The following is a 16,683-nucleotide window of genomic DNA, read 5'->3' on the forward strand; positions in this document are numbered from 1 at the left end:
CGTGGGGTAACAGCCGGTTCGATCTTCAGTCCGCCGAGTTAAACCATGCGCGAAACCTTTTAATGGCTTCCTCAGACCATTCCGTCGCACTTTTCGAGCACAAACGCAGTGGCTGGCCGGGCTTGTTAGGAAAAGCCCTACACGTCAATGCGGGTTTTTCTGACGAGTGTGAGGCCGTTGGACCGTACAGAATCGGCAGCGCTGTATGAACAGGTTGTTCATTCTTGCCAGGGGGACATCATGGGATGCAATGGGTGGCGGCTCGCTTCATTGTTGCTGTGCTTCGCTGCAACGTCGGCTTCAGCGCAGGAATTCGTGGAAGCCGAGTCCGAATACGCCAATCGCATTGGCAAGGCCCAGCAGCTTGGGAAGCTTGATGCAGGTGCGTTCGGCGAGAGCATTTCTCTGTTCAACGGGCAGTTGAGCTTTTCGGTCACAGACATCGCCATCCCGGGTAACGCTGGGCCGCCTGTGGCGCTGAGCCGCAAGCGCAGCATCAGTGAGCGCTACCTGTATCAGGACAGCAAGCCTGGCGACCTTGCCGGCTTCTACGATTGGGATATCGACGTTCCACACTTGGAGGGTGTTTTCAGCGCCCGCGGATGGGTGGTTGGGCCCGATAACGATGCGAGCCGCTTCCAGCGCTGTTCTCAGCAGAAGCGGCCCTACATTGGCGAAGGCGGCATTTCCTATTACCCGGAAACCGTGTTCTGGAACGGCTACGGCCTGAATCTGCCGGGGCAAGGGAGCGCGCAGATGCTGGTGGCATCAGCCGGCATCCCTATGCCCGCCGATGGGCAGAACTATCCTTGGGTGACAGCCGGCAATGTGCGCGTCCGCTGCTTGCCGCAGACCGAGAACGGAGTGCCTGGTGAGGCGTTCCTGGCGGTCACGCCGGATGGGACGAAGTACTACCTCAACTGGGTCGTGACGCGCGAAATGACCCGTATGAACTACAAGGACAATCCGCTGGCACCCACCCGGTCGCTGTCGCGAACCCATGTCTTTTTCATGGCGACGCGCGTGGAGGATCGTTTCGGTAACTGGGTCAATTACGGATACAACGGCGACAAGCTGACGTCCATCACCAGCAGTGACGGACGTGCCATCACCCTTGGCTACTCCGGCGACCGCATTACAAGTGCCTCGGCCAACGGCCGGACATGGACCTACCAGTACCGCGAACCCGGCGTACTGGGTTCACGTATTGATGGTGGACTGGCTGCCGTAGTGCTTCCCGACGGCACGCGGTGGACCTACACCGTCAGCGGCACCCTGCGCCCACCCAATTTTGGACCTACGCCGGAGGGCTCCGAGTGCGATCCCCGTATGGGAACCGTCTACGGCCCCTACAGCTACGCGGTGGGTCATCCGGCGGGTGCGGTGTCTACCTACTCACTGGCGTATCGCTACTTCTACCGCGCTACCGACATCAGCCCGTGCTCGTCGCCTGAGCAGACGCCCTATATCGGTGTCTGGAACCTGCAGCAGCGGACCATCAGTGGGCCGGGGCTGCCATCAATGACGACCACCTACGGTTTCCAGGATGGCTTTTCAGCCGAGGGTCGCTGGACGACGGTGACCGAGCCTGACGGAAGCGTCACCAGCTATCTGTTCGGCGTGCGGCCGCGCGTCGATGAAGGCAAGGTGCTGGAGACCCGGACCGCCAATGCTGCGGGGGTGACGCTTCAAGGTGTGAAATACCAGTATCTGAGCAAGGAAGAGGCTGCTGGTCAGTTCATTCCTCTTGTGGGGCAATCGCTGAGCATCATGACCCCAACCGAAGGACTCATCGAGCCGCAGAAGCAGGTCGTCACCACGCGTGAGGCCACGGCATATACCGAGCGGGTGGATCTATTCGACCTCTTTGCGAGGCCGGTCCAGACCTACAGTGGAAGCGACCTGGCCGTGGCTAAGGACAGGGTTGTATTCAATGACAATCTCGCTAGCTGGACCTTAGGCCAGAAAGAACGCGTGGAAGATGCCGACACTGGCGTCGAGCAACATCGCACCGAGTTCAATGCACAGTCCCTCCCGAATTCAATATGGGTGTTCGGCAAGCTGAAGCAAACGCTGGCCTATGACTCACTGGGGAACCTAACGCAGGTGGTTGATGGCAACGGCAACAAAACACAACTGCAGGATTACAAGCGGGGCACGCCACGGCGCATCCTGTACGCCGATGGCACCAGCATCTCCGCCACGGTGGACGACAACGGCTGGCTGTTGAGCAGAACCGACGAAACCGCGGCGACCACTTCCTACGGCTACGACGCGGCCGGCCGCTTGGCTCTCATCCAGTATCCCGGCGGCGATAGCGTGGCGTGGAATGATTCGATCATCAGCTATCAGCGGACGACCGGGTCTGAACGAGGCTTGGCAGCGGGACACTGGCGTCGCACGGAATCAACCGGAAATGCCCGGCGTATCACTTGGCATGACGCGTTGATGCGTCCTGTACTTACCGAGGACTACGACGCGACCAATCGCAGTTCAACGCTGCGGCAGGTCATCACATCCTATGACCACGCCGGCAGGACGATATTCCGGTCCTATCCCGGTCGCTATCGCGTGGAGGGGCCCTGATGCGAGTGCCGACAATGATGGATGAGGACGTTCAGTCGCGCTGGCTGGGCGCACTGCTGCTGATGATCATGGCGCTAGCGATCAGTCCCGGCGTACACGCCCAAGCCTGGGTCAGGCTGACCGGCCCGGCGCAGACCGTCTACACAGCTCCAGCAACTGTGACCATGACGGTTGAGTTCGGAAGTACCAATGCGGGCCCAAAGTCGGAGTACATCGACAATGTCCGGCTGACGCAAAACGGTGCGCTGGTTACCAATTTCGCGTATGGCGCGTACACGGTGCATGGTCTGCCTCCAGGAACGTATCAGTACATGCTGACGGCGCAGGGCATCCGCAACCTCAACGGAGAGGAGATTGTCAGGTCGCTGCAGAGTGGGCCTGTGGTCATTACTGTCAATGCCCCTCCGGAACCTGTCAACTCGGCTGAGATGGTGTCTGCCTCGCTGTCGACAAATCGCGTGGTGGCCGGCCAGCCGTTCGTGGCGACGGTCACGATGAGGAATACAGGGGAAACCACATGGACGCCGGAAGGCGGATATGCACTCAGCATGCCCAACGACAATCCGGCGTACTGGCAGTCCTCAAGCCTATCCGTCCCAGGATCAGTGCCGCCGGGAGCAACAGCGACGTTCAACGTCACTCTGGTTCCCAGCACGGGCGCGGCCAATGGAGGTTGGTATGGCGTGTCATTCCAGATGCACAGGAATGGGAACTGGTTTGGGCTTGCTTCAGGCCAGATCGGCTTCTTTATTTGGCAACCGGTCAACGGCGCTGAGTACCATAGTCAATCCGTAGCCAGTGAAATGAAGACTGCGGGAAGCCAATCCGCCGTAGTAAGCATGAAGAACACCGGGGACACCACGTGGCAGCCGGGCAGCTACTGGTTGGGGTCGCAGAACCCAACCGATTCCACGCTATGGGGCGGGGCGCGCATTCCTCTGCCTCGCGCAGTGGCGCCGGGCGAAACAGTAGATATCCCTGTGCCAATGCAGGCGCCAACAACGCCCGGCGTCTACAACTTCCAGAGACAGATGTGGGCTGATGGAAAGGGCTGGTTCGGGCCCGCCACGCCAAATGTGGCGGTCAACGTAACCGCGCCTGTGAACAACGCGCGAACCGAGGAGGGGGGCGGCTTCCCGATCAGTATGGAGACGGGTAGCACGATGCAGATGCGGTTGCGCTTCCGCAACATAGGCGAGACGACGTGGAGCAGCGGAGCGGGCTACGCACTGGCAACCGAGAATCCTGCCGACAACACCGTGTGGAGCGCCGCACGCATTCCCCTGCCGCATGATGTGCCCCCCAATGGCATCGTGGAATTTCTATTCACGATCACCGCACCTTCCGCAGCCGGGCAATACCCGTTGCAGTGGCGGATGAATCAGGAAGGTGTGGGCCGATTTGGAGATGCCACAGCGAATACCAATACCCGCGTAACGCTTCCGCCTCTGAAGGGTATTTGGACCGAGTACGATGCACTGGGACGCCCCACATCGGTTTCCCAGGATACCGAGTCCGGAGTGGCAACGAGCGTCATCACCTACGAGGCGGGCAATCGACGCACCACGGTGGATCCGCGAGGCCATACCACCCGAGTGCAGTACCTTGCGTTCGGTACACCGGCGCAGTCTGATGCAATTGCCATCAGCGCGCCTGAAGGGGAATTTACCGATATTCCCCGGGATCGCTATGGGCGGCCGGCGGCGATCGTACGTCGCAATGCAGACGGCAGCGTGCGCTTGCAACGCACGCTTGTGTACGGCGCTGGCGGGGAATTGTGCAAGGCAATAGAGCCAGAGTCTGGGGCTACGGTCATCGCCCAGGATGGCGCTGGCAACACTCTCTGGACCGCCAGTGGTTTAAACCTTCCGGATGCCGCCAACTGTGATCTGGCGGCGGCCCAGGGATCTGGGCGACGTATTGATCGGGCGTACGATGCGCGTAACAGGATTTCGACGCTGACGTTCCCCGATGGGAACGGAAACCAGACTTGGAGTTACGCCGCAGATGGACTTCCAACACAGATAGTCACGCTCAACGACGGTGGAACGACCCAGACTACCAACGCCTACAGCTATAACAAGCGGAGGCTGATGACGGGCGAATCCACGTCACAGCCCGGTTGGTTCACGTGGGGGCTGGGCTACTCTTACGACGCCAACGCCTCGCGATCGGGTATCCAATACCCGAGCGGCATGTTCATTGCTCTGGATCCGAATGCCCTGGGCCAGCCGAGTCGCGTCGGTAGCTATGTGAGTGGCGCTGAGTACCATTCCAACGGAAGCCCACGGCGATTTGCCTACGGTAACGGAGTTCAGTTCGTGCAGGAGTTGAATGTACGGAACCTGCCTTCCCGGATCACTGCGTCACCCAGCGCGGTTGACCTGACCTATGCATACGACGCCAGCGGAAATGTCAGCGCTATCCTCGATTCAATCGACGCAGGCCGTAGCCGTCAGATGACTTACGACGGCATCGGACGTCTGACGCAAGCTACGTCGGCTGCCTTCGGTGGGGATGGAGTGATTCGCTACGCGTATGACGTTCTCGACAACACGCTGAGCGCCAAGTTGTCTGGACGCAAAGATCATACCTATGGATACGATGCACGTAATCGCTTGACCAATATCATGTCAAGCAACGGTGCGACGACGACGGGTTTGGCGTATGACGTGCAAGGGAACCTTTCGATGCGCAATGGCCAGCCATTCGTATTCGACTTCGGAAATCGTCTGCGCTCGGCGCCAGGACCAGAGAACTATCGATATGACGGCCATGGGCGTCGCGTTCTGGCGTGGTTGCAGGGCAGTGGCTCGATTCTTTCCATGTACGACAGTGAGGGAAAGCTCCGCAGGCAGCAGAGTGAACGTGATGGGAAGGTTCGGGAATACGTCTATATGGGGTCGATGCTGGTTGCAACCCTGGAGGCTGGGGCTGACGGGGTAGTTCACCCGAAATATGCGCACGCGGATGTTCTGGGTTCACCCATTGCCGCCACCGATGCCTCCGGAAGTGTGATTGAACAAAGTTTTTATGATCCCTACGGCGAGTTGTTGAATCGCGGGCTGAGAGACGAAGTGGGATTTTCAGGTCATGTAAGTGACAGCCAAAATGGCATCTCGTACATGCAGCAGCGCTACTATGATCCGGTCGTCGGTCGCTTCCTCTCTGTCGATCCAGTTACGGCTCATGCCAGTCCTACGAACGCATTCAATCGATACTGGTATGCGAGCAGTAATCCTTATCGATTCGTTGATCCTGATGGCCGTTACACCTGTGAAGCCGCGATGTGCGCACCTATCAAGGCTTATGTCGGACAACTGAGGGAGTCGCGCGCTAACCTCACAGATCGCCGGGAGCAGCGCATCGTCGACAAGATACTGCGCAGCATAGGAACCGAAGGTTCCGCTGGTCCGCATTATGTGTCCGGTGAGCTGGACGGCAAGACAATCGCCAATACCAATCAGAAGGGGACAGTCACTGTCGATCTCAGCAAGGTCGACAGCCCGAAGACGGGGGCGCAGGTGATAGCCCATGAAGATCAGCACGATATTGATACGGCGGAGCGTGGACGCCCCGCGGCCACCAGTGATGAGGTTCGTGCCACAGAGCGGAGTGCATACGGCACGGAGGCGGTTGTTGCTAAAGGCCTTGGGATCAACATCAGCAAGGATGAACAGGCCAAGGGGGTGGAGGGTTCTGTTGCAAACTGGGAAGCACGTCAGCCCAAGACCGAGAAGGACAAATGACTATGAGATCAGCGTCATTAGTGCCCATGCTGGGCCTGCTGCTATCTGCATGTGCCAGTGGGTGGGCGACAACCGCAAAAGACGATCCTCATGATGAAGTGCTGTGTGCCATCGCTAAGAATCCCGGCCAATATGATCGGGACGAGGTCGTCTTGTCAGCTCGATATGTAACGGATAACCGTCACGAAGAGGTTCTGCGCAACTCCCGCTGCAGCGATGGCGCACGAATCCTCGATATCGGCAAGCATGGGGCTGCCAGTTCGGTCGCACGTTTTTACGCCGAACAGAAGCGTATATGCCTGGAGCGTAACAGTCCTGGCCTGTGCAATATCTCTGCCAGCGTGCAGGTGTCCGGGCGGATTCGGCTGACGCAGGATCGTGCCGTGTTCGATCTCGAAGACGTGAGGCACTTCGCGTTTGACGATGAGCGGTAGTCTGCTTTTCGCCTCGCTGTCTGGCGAAAGTGGCGTCAACTCAATCTGATGGCGAGCGCCCTTCCAGCTCACGCACGGTCGTTTCCAGCGCGTCCAGCTTCTCGCGGGTCTTCAGCAGCACGGCGCGCTGTACTTCGAATTCCTCGCGGGTGACCAGATCGAGCTTGGCCAGGCCGGCCTGCAGCGCGCTCTTGAAGGTGGCCTGCAGTTCCTCGCGCGATTCGCGCAGGCCTGGCGGCACCAGGTCGCTGAGGCGACGGGCGAGGTCATCGATGTGGTTCAGGTCGATCATGGGGTGCTCCGTGGGGGTGGGCCCGTGCATCCGGCGCGGGCAGGCCAATCGGCACAAGGATACTGCCGGCACCCACTGCCCGGACAGGCCGCAGCCGCTTCGCACGGGCCGCGTTCAGGCGCTATCCTCCACGCCGGAAGACAGGAGATAGACGATGAAGATGGTCATGGCGGTGATCAAGCCGTTCAAGCTCGACGACGTGCGCGAAGCGCTGGCCGAGCGTGGGGTTACCGGGATCACGGTGACGGAAGTGAAGGGCTTTGGTCGCCAGAAGGGCCATACCGAGCTGTACCGTGGTGCGGAGTACGTGGTCGATTTCCTGCCGAAGGTGAAGCTGGAAGTGGCGGTGACCGATGACCAGGTGGAGGCGGTGGTTGAGGCCATCGTGAAAGCTGCGGGCACCGGCAAGATTGGTGACGGCAAGGTGTTCGTCTACGACCTGGGCAGCGTGGTGCGTATTCGTACCGGTGAGTTGGACGCGGACGCGTTGTAACCCGGTTTTGTGGGTATTCGGGCTGTAAAGCGGCTTTTGTAGAGTCGAGCTTGCTCGACTGAAGCGCAGAGCAGTCGAGCAAGCTCGACTCTACAAAGAGCGGTAAAGCGGTCGAGCAAGCTCGACCCCTACCAAAGCAAAGCAGTTACCGGCGCTTTGCCCACTTGTAGAACCGCTTCCAGCCCTGGCGCACGGCGGACACCCAGCCCGGGTCGGCCACCAGCGCGGCCTGCGCGGCGCTCGGCGCCTGGCCGGTCACGCGCTGGCGGATCTTCAGCAGGTTCTTCATGTCGCTGCGGCGCATCTGCCGGCTCAGCGGGCCGCGGCGCAGCCAGCGGGGTACGCGCCAGGCCGAGGTGAAGTCGAGCAGCACGGGCACGCCGCCGCTCACCACTACGTTGGTGCCATGCAGGTCGTTGTGGGTGATGCCGGCCGCATGCAGGCGGCTGAGCGCGTGCTGCAGCTGCTCGAACACGTCGTTGCCGACGGCCTGGGCGGTGCTGAGGGTCTGGCCGGGAATGAACTCCATGCCCAGTGCCAGGCCACCGAGGGTGCCGAGCAGGGCCGGGGCGTGTTTCCAGCCGCCGAGACGCTGCAGCATGCGCGCTTCACGGCGCACCATCAGCCGGGCGATCAGTGAAACGGGAGTACCGCGGTAGCGGGAGTAGTCCTTGATGACCGCTTCGCGCCCGTCCAGGCAGGTGCGGTAGACGTCTGGGGCCAGGAAGCGATTGCCGCGCTTGAGCAGCAGCGGCGCCGCAGCGTCATCGCCGCAGGAGGAGGGGGGCAGTGCAGGGAGATACATGTCGGGGTCTCGGTCGACCCGGTGGGTGGCGCGAAGCGTCAAGCGAACCGGTGTTACAGGAAGTTACTAAGCATTCGTTAATTTTAGTACTCGCCAGTTCGCTAATCGACGATTTGTCGGAGAAATGTCGGGGTCGTGGCTGGAACAGTTCGTCACGCGGAATCGGACAATCATGTCTCACTTATAGGGATCGTCCTGTTGGATCAACAGGTTGTGCGCGCTTCTGGCCCATTCATCGGCGTCGCGCTGAACGCAACGCACGCCCGGCTTGACCCCGGCGCACGGCCTGCCGACCATAAGCTGTTAACACGCGACATCGGCGGCCGCCCCCTCCGGCACGTCCCCGTCCCCTGCCGCGCTCCCACCGGTGCTGGCCGCCAGGCCGTGCATCGCCCCGTTTCCCGTTCCGGCCGCGGCTGGAGGAAAGTGCTTTGATCATCAAAATCGTCATTGCAGCGCTGTTCGTGGCCTGCGTGCTGTACATCCACTTCCGTGGCAAGGTCCGCGCGCGCTGGTCGCGCCAGCTGCTGGACCACTCCAGTTTCATGGCCCCGATCAACGTGGTCATGTACATGTTCTCGAAGGTGCCGACCACGCCGTTCCTGGACCCGGCCAAGGAGTTCCCGCAGCTGGAGCCGCTGCGCCAGAACTGGCAGATGATCCGCGATGAGGCACTGGCGCTGCGCGATGCGCAGAAGATCGCTGCCTCCAGCACGTTCAACGACGCTGGCTTCAATTCGTTCTTCCGTCGTGGCTGGAAGCGCTTCTACCTGAAGTGGTACGGCCCGTCGCACCCGTCGGCGAAGACGATGTGCCCCAAGACCACCGCACTGCTGGAATCGCTGCCGGACGTGCGCGCGGCGATGTTCGCCCAGCTGCCGTCGGGCAGTGAACTGCGCCCGCACCGCGATCCGTTCGCCGGTTCGCTGCGCCTGCACCTGGGCCTGGCCACGCCCAACAACGACGGCTGCTACATCGAAGTGGACGGCATCAAGAAGAGCTGGCGCGATGGCGAGTGGATGATGTTCGACGAGACCTACATCCACCATGCGCACAACGAGACGCCGGATGATCGCGTGATCCTGTTCTGCGACATCGCCCGGCCGCTGCACTTCGGCCTGCCCGGCCTGTTCAACCGTGCGGTGGCGGCTACGCTGCTGGCCGGTGGTGCGTCGCCGAACCTGCCGGGTGACCCGACCGGCGGCGTCAACAAGGCGTTCGGCAGCGTGTACAAGGTGCGGCTGAAGGCCAAGGCGCTGCGCGAGCGCAGCGTGGTGGCCTACCAGCTGATCAAGTGGGGCCTGGTGGTGGCGGTGATTGCCGGTATCTGGGCGCTCTGATCGTTGCATGAGGTTGCCGGCCAACGGCCGGCACTACCGGAACATGAAAAAACCCGCGCCGTCACCAGCGCGGGTTTTTCTTTTGCATGGGTAGGTGCCAACCTTGGTTGGCGCGCTTTCCGATCAGTTCTTCAGCGCCGCCTGCACGAACGGCGGGGTCACCAGCACGCCGGTGTGCAGCGCGGCGGTGTAGTACAGGGTGTTGAAGGTCTTGGCGGCCGAGTCGGCCTGGCGGAAGTCGAAGCTGCTGTCGCCCTTGCGCGCCATGGTCACGCTCCACCAGCCGGTGGGGTAGCACGGCTGCGGGAACGGCAGGGTCTTGAACGAGCCGAAGCCGGCCTTGCCCATCTCGGTGCGCATTTCGTTGATCAGGTCCAGCTGCATCAGCGGCGATTCGGACTGCTGCACCAGGATGCCGTCGTCCTTCAGGGCCTTGAAGCAGCTCTCGTAGAAGGCCTTGTTGAACAGGCCTTCGCCCGGGCCGACCGGGTCGGTCGAATCGACGATCACCACGTCCACGCTGCCGGCCGGGCAGTTGGCCATGTAGGCCACGCCGTCGTCGAACAGCAGCTCGGCGCGGGCGTCGTCGTTGGAATCGCACAGTTCCGGGAAGTGCTTGCGCGCCATCACCGTGACCTGCTCGTCGATATCGCACTGGGTCACGCTCTCCACGCCGCTGTGCTTGAGCACTTCGCGCAGGGTGCCGCAGTCGCCGCCACCGATGATCACCACGCGCTTGGGCGCGGCGTGGGTGAACAGCACCGGGTGGCTGATCATCTCGTGGTAGAAGAAGTTGTCCTTGCTGGTCAGCATGATGGCCCCGTCGATGGTCATCAGGTTGCCCCAGTCGGTGGTCTGGAAGATCTCGATCTTCTGGAACGGCGACTGCACCTCGTCCAGCTTGGCGGTGATGCGATAGCCGATGGCCGAGCCGGTGCGCTCGAAGTGTTCGATGTACCAGTTGTTGCTGTCAGTCATTGGAAAACAGTCCTGTTCGGAGGGGTGAAGCCGGGCTGGCGGGCGGGGCCGCGTGGCACAGATGCCACATCCGGACGGATCGGCCCGTTCAGGTTGGAACCTGTCACGGGCGCGGGCGCGCATGATAACGAACCTGTGGGCATATAGGCGTTATCATGCCCCCCCTTTTATTGCCAACAAGGCCGACTGAAATGACCGATTGGTCCCTCGACCAAGCCCGCAAGACCTACTCGATCCCGCATTGGGCGGACGGTTACTTCGACGTGGATCAGGCCGGGCACATGGTGGTGAGACCGACCGGGGCGGACGGCCCGGTGGTGTCGCTGCCCAAGGTGGTCGATGCGGCGCGTGCGGCCGGTGCCAAGCTGCCGCTGCTGGTGCGCTTCCCGGACATCCTCGGCCAGCGCCTGGGCAAGCTGCAGGCGGCCTTCGGCCAGGCCCAGCAGGACTGGGAATACAGTGGCGGCTACACCGCCGTGTACCCGATCAAGGTCAACCAGACCCGTGGCGTGGCCGGCACCCTGGCCAGCCACCATGGCGAGGGCTTCGGCCTTGAAGCGGGCAGCAAGCCCGAGCTGATGGCCGTGCTGGCGCTGTCGCGCCCGGGTGGCCTGATCGTCTGCAACGGCTACAAGGACCGCGAGTACATCCGCCTGGCCCTGATCGGCCGCAAGCTGGGCCTGCAGACCTTCATCGTCATCGAGAAGCCGTCCGAGCTGAAGCTGGTGCTGGAAGAGTCCAAGGCGCTGGACGTGAAGCCGGGCCTGGGCGTGCGCATGCGCCTGGCCTCGCTGGGCGCTGGCAAGTGGCAGAACAGTGGTGGCGACAAGGCCAAGTTCGGCCTGTCGCCGCGCCAGCTGCTGGACCTGTGGAAGTCGCTGCGTGACACCGAGTACGCCGACTGCCTGAACCTGCTGCACTTCCACATGGGGTCGCAGATCTCCAACGTGCGCGACATCGCCAACGGCATGCGCGAAGCCACCCGCTACTTCGTGGAGCTGTCGCGCCTGGGCGCGAAGATCACCCATGTCGACGTGGGCGGTGGCCTGGGCGTGGACTATGAAGGCACCCGTTCGCGCAGCTTCTGCTCGATCAACTACGGCCTGCATTCCTACGCCAGCAACATCGTGCAGCCGCTGGCCAATGCCTGCGAAGAGTTCGGCCTGACCCCGCCGCGCATCGTCACCGAGTGCGGCCGCGCGATGACCGCGCACCACGCGGTGCTGATCGCCAACGTGTCGGAAGTGGAAGAGGCGCAGGAAGGCCGCGTGCCGGACCAGCACGACGATGAGCCGGCGGCGATCCGCCACCTGCGCGAGATCCACGACGAGCTGGACGTGCGCCCGGCGGTGGAACTGTTCCAGGAAGCACAGCACTTCCACGCCGAAGGTCTGGCCAGCTACGCGCTGGGCCAGATCGACCTGCCGCAGCGTGCGCGCATCGACGATCTGTTCTACGCCATCGCCCACGGCGTGCGTGCGCGCCTGAGCTATGACGAGAAGAGCCATCGCCCGGTGCTGGACGAGTTGAACGAGCGCCTGGTCGACAAGTACTTCGTCAACTTCAGCGTGTTCGAATCGATCCCGGACGTATGGGCGATCGACCAGGTGTTCCCTATCGTGCCGATCGAGCGCCTGGACGAAACCCCGGACCGTCGCGGCATCATCGCCGACATGACCTGCGACTCGGACGGCATGGTGGAAACCTATGTCGAGAACGAGAGCCTGGACAGCTCGCTGCCGCTGCACAAGATGAAGCCGGGCGAGAGCTATCGCATCGGTTTCTTCATGGTCGGCGCCTACCAGGAAATCCTGGGCGACATCCACAACCTGTTCGGCGACACCGACGCGGTGGAAGTGCTGGCCGATGCCGATGGCTATGCCATCACCCAGCAGCGCCGTGGCGATACCACCGACGTGATGCTGGACTACGTGGGCTACCGCCTGGACGAACTGCGTGCCACCTATGCGCAGCGCGTGGCCGAGGCGCAGCTGTCGCCGGAGCGTGCGCAGGAACTGTCGGACGCGCTGGAAGCCGGCCTGACCGGTTACACCTACCTGTCCGACGAACCGCTGGTCTGAGGTCAACGGGAACGCCGGGCATGGCCCGGCGCTACCGGCCCCGATGAGCGCACGCGCGATCTTCCACCTGTTCCTGCATGCCGCCGTGCCAGCCCTGCTGGCATGGCTGTTCTGGCGCAAGCGCTTCGCTTCGGCGTGGCTGCTGATGCTGCTGGGCTGGATCATCGATCTGGACCACCTGCTGGCCGATCCGATCTACGCGCCAAACCGGTGCAGCATCGGCTTCCACCCGTTGCACACCGCGCCGGCCATCGCGGTCTATGCCGGTCTGTGCGTGCCGAAGAAGACGCGGTTGTTTGGCATCGGGTTGATGATCCACATCGTGCTGGACGCGATCGATTGCTGGTGGATGCACCACCGCTGATGGGTGACGCGCTGGGCCGAGCCCACGCCCGGCTGCGCCTGGGGCCGTCCGGCCCCGACCTAGTCAGCCGGCGCCAGCGGCAGTTCCAGCCGCGCGCGCAATCCGGGGTTTTCGTTCGACAGGCGCAGTGAGCCGCCGTGGCTGGCGGCGATGTCGGCTGCGATAGCCAGCCCCAGGCCGCTGCCTTCCACCCGCTCGTCCAGGCGCACGCCACGCTGCAACACACTCTCCAGCTTGGCCTCGTCCAGGCCGGGGCCGTCGTCGCGCACTTCAATGTGCAGCCGGTCCTGCTGGGCCAGGGCGCGCAGCCGCACATCGTGGCGGGCCCACTTGCCGGCGTTGTCCAGCAGGTTGCCCAGCATTTCTTCCAGATCGGTCACGGCGCCGGCGAAGGCCAGCCCGGGGGCCACGTCCACCCGGAAGTGGATGCCACGGCCGGCGTGCACGCGGGTCATCAGCCGGCACAGCGCTTCGGCGGCGGGGGCCACCTCGCTGCGCTGCCGGTGGTCCACCGCCAGGCCGGCGGCCAGATAGCGGTCGATGCTGGCGCGCATGCGCGCACCCTGCTCGTGCAGCGTACGCCGCCAGTCGCGGCCGTCGCCCTGTGTCTCGGCGGCCAGCACGCTCAGCGGCGACTTCAGTGCATGGGCGAGATCTTCCGCGCTGCTGCGTGCACGCGCCACCATGCGCTGGTGGTGGTCGAGCAGGGCGTCCAGTTCATCGGCCAGCGGTGCGATCTCCATATCGAGCTGGCGGCGGTCGATACGTTCGGCTTCGCCACGCCGGATGCGCTCAAGCTGCTGGCGCAGTCCGCGCAGCGGGCGCAGCCCGAAATGGACCTGGCTGGCCAGCACCGCCAGCCACGCGGCCACCAGCACCGCCAGCGCAATCGCGGTGCGTTGGCGGAACGCGGCAACGTCGGCATCCAGTGCGCTGCGGTCGTTGGCCACCACGGCAACATAGGCCTGCGCCGCGCGCGGCAGGCGCACCTGCTGCACGCGGGCACGCAGTGATTGCTGCATCGGCCCGGGCAGGTTGCGCTGGGTCGGGCCGTCGGCGGTGGCGGCCAGGGTCTGGTCCCACAGCGAGCGCGACTGCAGCAGCACCTTGCCCTGCTGGTCCGCGATCTGCCAGTACGCACCGGAGAACACCCGCTGGAAGCGGGCGTCGTTCGGTTCCTGGCGCAGGCGCAGCTGCCCTTCCGGGTCCACTTCGGCCTGCGCCAGCAGGGTCAGCATGTCCTGCTGCAGTTCGTGGTCGAGGCGGTCGCGCGCGCTGCGCTTGAACAGCTCGCCCAGCAGGACGCTGGCCAGTACCGAGACCAGCACCAGGCCGACGCCGGCGACCAGCAGCAGCCGGCGGCGCAGCGAAGGCTGGCGCGCGCTCATGCCTCGGCCAGCCGCCAACCCTGGCCACGCACGGTATGGATGAGGTCGGTGCCCAGCTTGCGGCGCACCCGCCCGAGCAGGACGTCCAGCGCGTTGGAATCGGGATCGTAGCCGCCTTCGAAGATCTGCTCGCCGAGGCGGTCGCGGCTGATCACGCTGCCGCTGTGGTGGATGAAGTAGCTCAACACGCGGAACTCCTGCGGACTCAGCGCCAGCGCCTGCCCATCCAGCTCGAAGCGCCCGGCGTTGACGTCCAGCTGCAACGGGCCGCACTGCAGGCGCGGGCTGGCATGGCCATGGCTGCGGCGGATCAGGGCGCGCAGGCGCAGCACCAGTTCGTCGGCCTGGAAGGGCTTGGTGAGGTAGTCGTCGGCGCCGGCATCGAAGCCTGCCAGTTTGTCGTGCCAGCGCCCGCGTGCGGTCAGCACCAGCACCGGGAAGCTGCGGCCATTGCCACGCCAGCGCTCGATCACGCTCAGCCCGTCCAGGCCGGGCAGGCCCAGATCGACGATCGCGGCCTGCAGGTCCTCGATCTGGCCGATCTCCTCGGCGTGGCGCCCGTCAGCCACCGTGTGCACGACGTAGCCGGCCTGTTCCAGCAAAGGCACCAGCCGTTGAACCAGCGCCGCATCGTCTTCGGCCAGCAGGATACGCATCAGTCGTCCAGCTCCGTCTTCAGCAGCTTTCCATTGCGCGCATCATAATCCAGCTCCACCACCACGCCGTCGGTGCGCAGGATCTCCACCTCGTAGACGCCGTCGTCCAGCTCCACTTCCAGCAGCTGGCCCGGATAGCGCCGGAGCGCATCACGCACCACGCCTTCCAGCGGCACATAACGGCCCTGCTGCACGGCACGGCGCGCAACCTGCTGCGCCGGGTCCTGGGTCGGAGCGGCAGCGTTCGGGGCGCCGGCCAGGGCCAGCAGCAGGGCGAGGGTGGGGAGCATCGTGACTGCGCCAGGAAGGGGAACCGGCGCGAGTATGCCGATGGCGACTAACGATTGCCTAACAGCTGCGGCTAAGGCGCTGTTAACCGGGGCATGCATCGTGGCGGTGCCGGGATGATCCGGCCACGAACAGGAGAACCCCCATGTTGAAGTCGCTCACTCTCGCCACCGTCGCTGCGCTGGCCATCGTACCGGCCGCGCAGGCCGCGCCGCTGGGCATGGCCCAGGTCGAACAGACCCTGCGCAAGGCCGGCTACACCCAGATCCACGAGATCGAGCGCGATGACGGCCTGTGGGAGGCAGACGTGAGCCGTGCCGATGGCCGCTTCAGCGAGGTCTATGTGGATCCGAAGACCGGCGAGATCTTCGATGAGCACAGCAGCCGCGCGCTGTTGACCACCGAGCAGGTTCTGGCACGGGCGCAGTCGCATGGCCTGCGCGAGATCCATTCGCTGGAACGCGACGGCGCGACCTGGTCGCTGGAAGCGCGCAATGCCCGCAACCAGAAGGTGGAGGTGCGCCTGAGCGGTTATGACGGCCGCATCCTGCACAGCGAGCGCGATGGCTGGCTGGATTGATTCGCGTGCCGGTAGGTGCCGACCTTGGTCGGCCCGCCTCCCGCGCGCGGTGTTACCAACCGTACGGCGGCGGGTAATCCCAGCCCGGGCCGCGGCCGTAGTAGCCGCCGTACGGGCCGAAGAAGCCCGGGCCCTTGCCTTCACTCACGTGGATGTTGAGGTTGAGCCCGTGGGTCTTCCCTTCATCGGTGGTGTAGTTCTTGCTGAGGTTCAGCGTGGCGGCGTTGTAGTGGCTGTTGCCGCCGTTCTTGGAATAGCCGATGCCGGTGGTGAAGCTGCCGGACACCTTGACCTTGTCGTCGGTCACGTCGGCGATCCTGGCGTCGTCGTGAACGCGGGGGCCGCTCTTGTCGCCGTAGTAGGTGCCGGGCGGGTCCTGCTGCAGGGCCGGGTCGTTGAGGTAGCGCATCGGCGCCTGCGGCAGCGACAGGTCCAGGCCGGCCGCCTGCGGCGCGGTGGCGCCCGCAGCAGACTGGGCCAGCACGGTTCCCGGCAGGGCCAGGCACAGCAGCAGGGTCAGGGGGCGGATCATGACGGCGCTCCAGCGGACAGGTGGCCACGCAACACGCGGCGGTACAGGCCGACGCTAGCAGGGGTTGCTTGAATGATGCCTGTCGGCGGCCGCTTGCGGTAGATCCGGGCCTGCTCG

15 protein-coding genes are annotated in these 16,683 nt (G+C 63.7%); 8 read left to right on the forward strand and 7 right to left on the reverse strand.

Annotation, left to right across the window (positions count from 1 at the left end; translation table 11 throughout):
• Nucleotides 1–177: 177 nt before the first annotated feature.
• The 3 genes from AC5P7U_RS04325 to AC5P7U_RS04335 are packed head-to-tail and all read left to right on the forward strand — an operon-like array spanning nt 178 to nt 6,769.
• Nucleotides 178–2,586 carry an RHS repeat protein gene (locus AC5P7U_RS04325; protein ID WP_495220818.1) on the forward strand — a complete coding sequence of 803 codons (2,409 nt, stop codon included), beginning with the start codon at nt 178–180 and terminating at the stop codon, nt 2,584–2,586.
• Nucleotides 2,586–6,335, forward strand: coding sequence for an RHS repeat domain-containing protein (locus AC5P7U_RS04330; protein WP_197564503.1), 3,750 nt, complete (start codon nt 2,586–2,588; stop codon nt 6,333–6,335). Before AC5P7U_RS04325 ends, AC5P7U_RS04330 begins: the two co-directional genes overlap by 1 nt.
• 26 nt (nt 6,336–6,361) lie before the next feature.
• Nucleotides 6,362–6,769 (forward strand): hypothetical protein, encoded by a 408-nt coding sequence (locus tag AC5P7U_RS04335; protein WP_197564504.1) that lies wholly within the window; start codon nt 6,362–6,364, stop codon nt 6,767–6,769.
• 40 nt (nt 6,770–6,809) lie between these two features.
• On the opposite strand, the gene ubiK is transcribed toward AC5P7U_RS04335, so the two are convergent.
• Complete coding sequence (ubiK, locus tag AC5P7U_RS04340) at nt 6,810–7,061, reverse strand: ubiquinone biosynthesis accessory factor UbiK (RefSeq protein ID WP_197564505.1); 252 nt, start codon at nt 7,059–7,061, stop codon at nt 6,810–6,812.
• Nucleotides 7,062–7,215: 154 nt separating this feature from the next.
• On the opposite strand from ubiK, the gene AC5P7U_RS04345 reads away from it, so the two are divergent.
• Nucleotides 7,216–7,554 carry a P-II family nitrogen regulator gene (locus tag AC5P7U_RS04345; protein WP_005411374.1) on the forward strand — a complete coding sequence of 113 codons (339 nt, stop codon included), beginning with the start codon at nt 7,216–7,218 and terminating at the stop codon, nt 7,552–7,554.
• A 145-nt stretch (nt 7,555–7,699) separates the two neighbouring features.
• On the opposite strand, the gene AC5P7U_RS04350 is transcribed toward AC5P7U_RS04345, so the two are convergent.
• Nucleotides 7,700–8,359: an RIO1 family regulatory kinase/ATPase domain-containing protein gene (locus tag AC5P7U_RS04350; RefSeq protein ID WP_197564027.1), complete on the reverse strand. Its 660-nt coding sequence runs from the start codon at nt 8,357–8,359 to the stop codon at nt 7,700–7,702.
• A gap of 434 nt (nt 8,360–8,793) precedes the next feature.
• Between AC5P7U_RS04350 and AC5P7U_RS04355 the strand changes: the two genes are divergently transcribed.
• Complete coding sequence (locus AC5P7U_RS04355; RefSeq protein ID WP_053511758.1) at nt 8,794–9,699, forward strand: aspartyl/asparaginyl beta-hydroxylase domain-containing protein; 906 nt, start codon at nt 8,794–8,796, stop codon at nt 9,697–9,699.
• Between the two features lie 123 nt (nt 9,700–9,822).
• Here the strand turns inward: AC5P7U_RS04355 and speE are convergent, their stop codons facing one another.
• Nucleotides 9,823–10,677 carry a polyamine aminopropyltransferase gene (gene speE, locus AC5P7U_RS04360; protein ID WP_197564026.1) on the reverse strand — a complete coding sequence of 285 codons (855 nt, stop codon included), beginning with the start codon at nt 10,675–10,677 and terminating at the stop codon, nt 9,823–9,825.
• A gap of 191 nt (nt 10,678–10,868) precedes the next feature.
• Between speE and speA the strand changes: the two genes are divergently transcribed.
• Both speA and AC5P7U_RS04370 read left to right on the forward strand, forming a co-directional pair.
• A complete protein-coding gene (speA, locus tag AC5P7U_RS04365; protein WP_133935788.1) occupies nt 10,869–12,758 on the forward strand; it encodes an arginine decarboxylase in 1,890 nt (629 codons plus the stop codon).
• A 43-nt stretch (nt 12,759–12,801) separates the two neighbouring features.
• Nucleotides 12,802–13,122 carry a DUF6122 family protein gene (locus AC5P7U_RS04370; protein ID WP_006474656.1) on the forward strand — a complete coding sequence of 107 codons (321 nt, stop codon included), beginning with the start codon at nt 12,802–12,804 and terminating at the stop codon, nt 13,120–13,122.
• Between the two features lie 59 nt (nt 13,123–13,181).
• Here AC5P7U_RS04370 and AC5P7U_RS04375 read toward each other — a convergent pair whose 3' ends face one another.
• From AC5P7U_RS04375 to AC5P7U_RS04385, 3 genes are read right to left on the reverse strand one after another with little or no spacing between them, the layout of a single operon-like run.
• Nucleotides 13,182–14,510: an ATP-binding protein gene (locus AC5P7U_RS04375; RefSeq protein WP_197564025.1), complete on the reverse strand. Its 1,329-nt coding sequence runs from the start codon at nt 14,508–14,510 to the stop codon at nt 13,182–13,184.
• Complete coding sequence (locus AC5P7U_RS04380; RefSeq protein WP_197564024.1) at nt 14,507–15,166, reverse strand: response regulator transcription factor; 660 nt, start codon at nt 15,164–15,166, stop codon at nt 14,507–14,509. The genes AC5P7U_RS04375 and AC5P7U_RS04380 overlap by 4 nt, the downstream gene beginning before the upstream one ends.
• On the reverse strand, nt 15,166–15,456 hold the full coding sequence (locus tag AC5P7U_RS04385; protein ID WP_008267113.1) for a PepSY domain-containing protein: 291 nt from the start codon (nt 15,454–15,456) through the stop codon (nt 15,166–15,168). Before AC5P7U_RS04385 ends, AC5P7U_RS04380 begins: the two co-directional genes overlap by 1 nt.
• A gap of 143 nt (nt 15,457–15,599) precedes the next feature.
• Between AC5P7U_RS04385 and AC5P7U_RS04390 the strand changes: the two genes are divergently transcribed.
• On the forward strand, nt 15,600–16,034 hold the full coding sequence (locus tag AC5P7U_RS04390) for a PepSY domain-containing protein (protein ID WP_006474649.1): 435 nt from the start codon (nt 15,600–15,602) through the stop codon (nt 16,032–16,034).
• 52 nt (nt 16,035–16,086) lie between these two features.
• On the opposite strand, the gene AC5P7U_RS04395 is transcribed toward AC5P7U_RS04390, so the two are convergent.
• Nucleotides 16,087–16,566 (reverse strand): hypothetical protein, encoded by a 480-nt coding sequence (locus tag AC5P7U_RS04395; protein ID WP_006474647.1) that lies wholly within the window; start codon nt 16,564–16,566, stop codon nt 16,087–16,089.
• Between the last annotated feature and the right edge of the window lie 117 nt (nt 16,567–16,683).

This window comes from Stenotrophomonas sp. YJH_SMC_57, from assembly GCF_059369755.1.

Bases quoted from the DNA above. Each gene is read 5' to 3' on its own strand.
- AC5P7U_RS04345 (WP_005411374.1), top strand. From the start codon at position 7,216: ATGAAGATGGTCATGGCGGTGATCAAGCCGTTCAAGCTCGACGACGTG.
- AC5P7U_RS04380 (WP_197564024.1), bottom strand. From the start codon at position 15,166: ATGCGTATCCTGCTGGCCGAAGACGATGCGGCGCTGGTTCAACGGCTG.
- AC5P7U_RS04350 (WP_197564027.1), bottom strand. From the start codon at position 8,359: ATGTATCTCCCTGCACTGCCCCCCTCCTCCTGCGGCGATGACGCTGCG.
- AC5P7U_RS04390 (WP_006474649.1), top strand. From the start codon at position 15,600: ATGTTGAAGTCGCTCACTCTCGCCACCGTCGCTGCGCTGGCCATCGTA.
- AC5P7U_RS04385 (WP_008267113.1), bottom strand. From the start codon at position 15,456: ATGCTCCCCACCCTCGCCCTGCTGCTGGCCCTGGCCGGCGCCCCGAAC.
- ubiK (WP_197564505.1), bottom strand. From the start codon at position 7,061: ATGATCGACCTGAACCACATCGATGACCTCGCCCGTCGCCTCAGCGAC.
- AC5P7U_RS04335 (WP_197564504.1), top strand. From the start codon at position 6,362: ATGCTGGGCCTGCTGCTATCTGCATGTGCCAGTGGGTGGGCGACAACC.
- AC5P7U_RS04375 (WP_197564025.1), bottom strand. From the start codon at position 14,510: ATGAGCGCGCGCCAGCCTTCGCTGCGCCGCCGGCTGCTGCTGGTCGCC.
- AC5P7U_RS04370 (WP_006474656.1), top strand. From the start codon at position 12,802: ATGAGCGCACGCGCGATCTTCCACCTGTTCCTGCATGCCGCCGTGCCA.
- AC5P7U_RS04395 (WP_006474647.1), bottom strand. From the start codon at position 16,566: ATGATCCGCCCCCTGACCCTGCTGCTGTGCCTGGCCCTGCCGGGAACC.
- speE (WP_197564026.1), bottom strand. From the start codon at position 10,677: ATGACTGACAGCAACAACTGGTACATCGAACACTTCGAGCGCACCGGC.
- AC5P7U_RS04330 (WP_197564503.1), top strand. From the start codon at position 2,586: ATGCGAGTGCCGACAATGATGGATGAGGACGTTCAGTCGCGCTGGCTG.
- speA (WP_133935788.1), top strand. From the start codon at position 10,869: ATGACCGATTGGTCCCTCGACCAAGCCCGCAAGACCTACTCGATCCCG.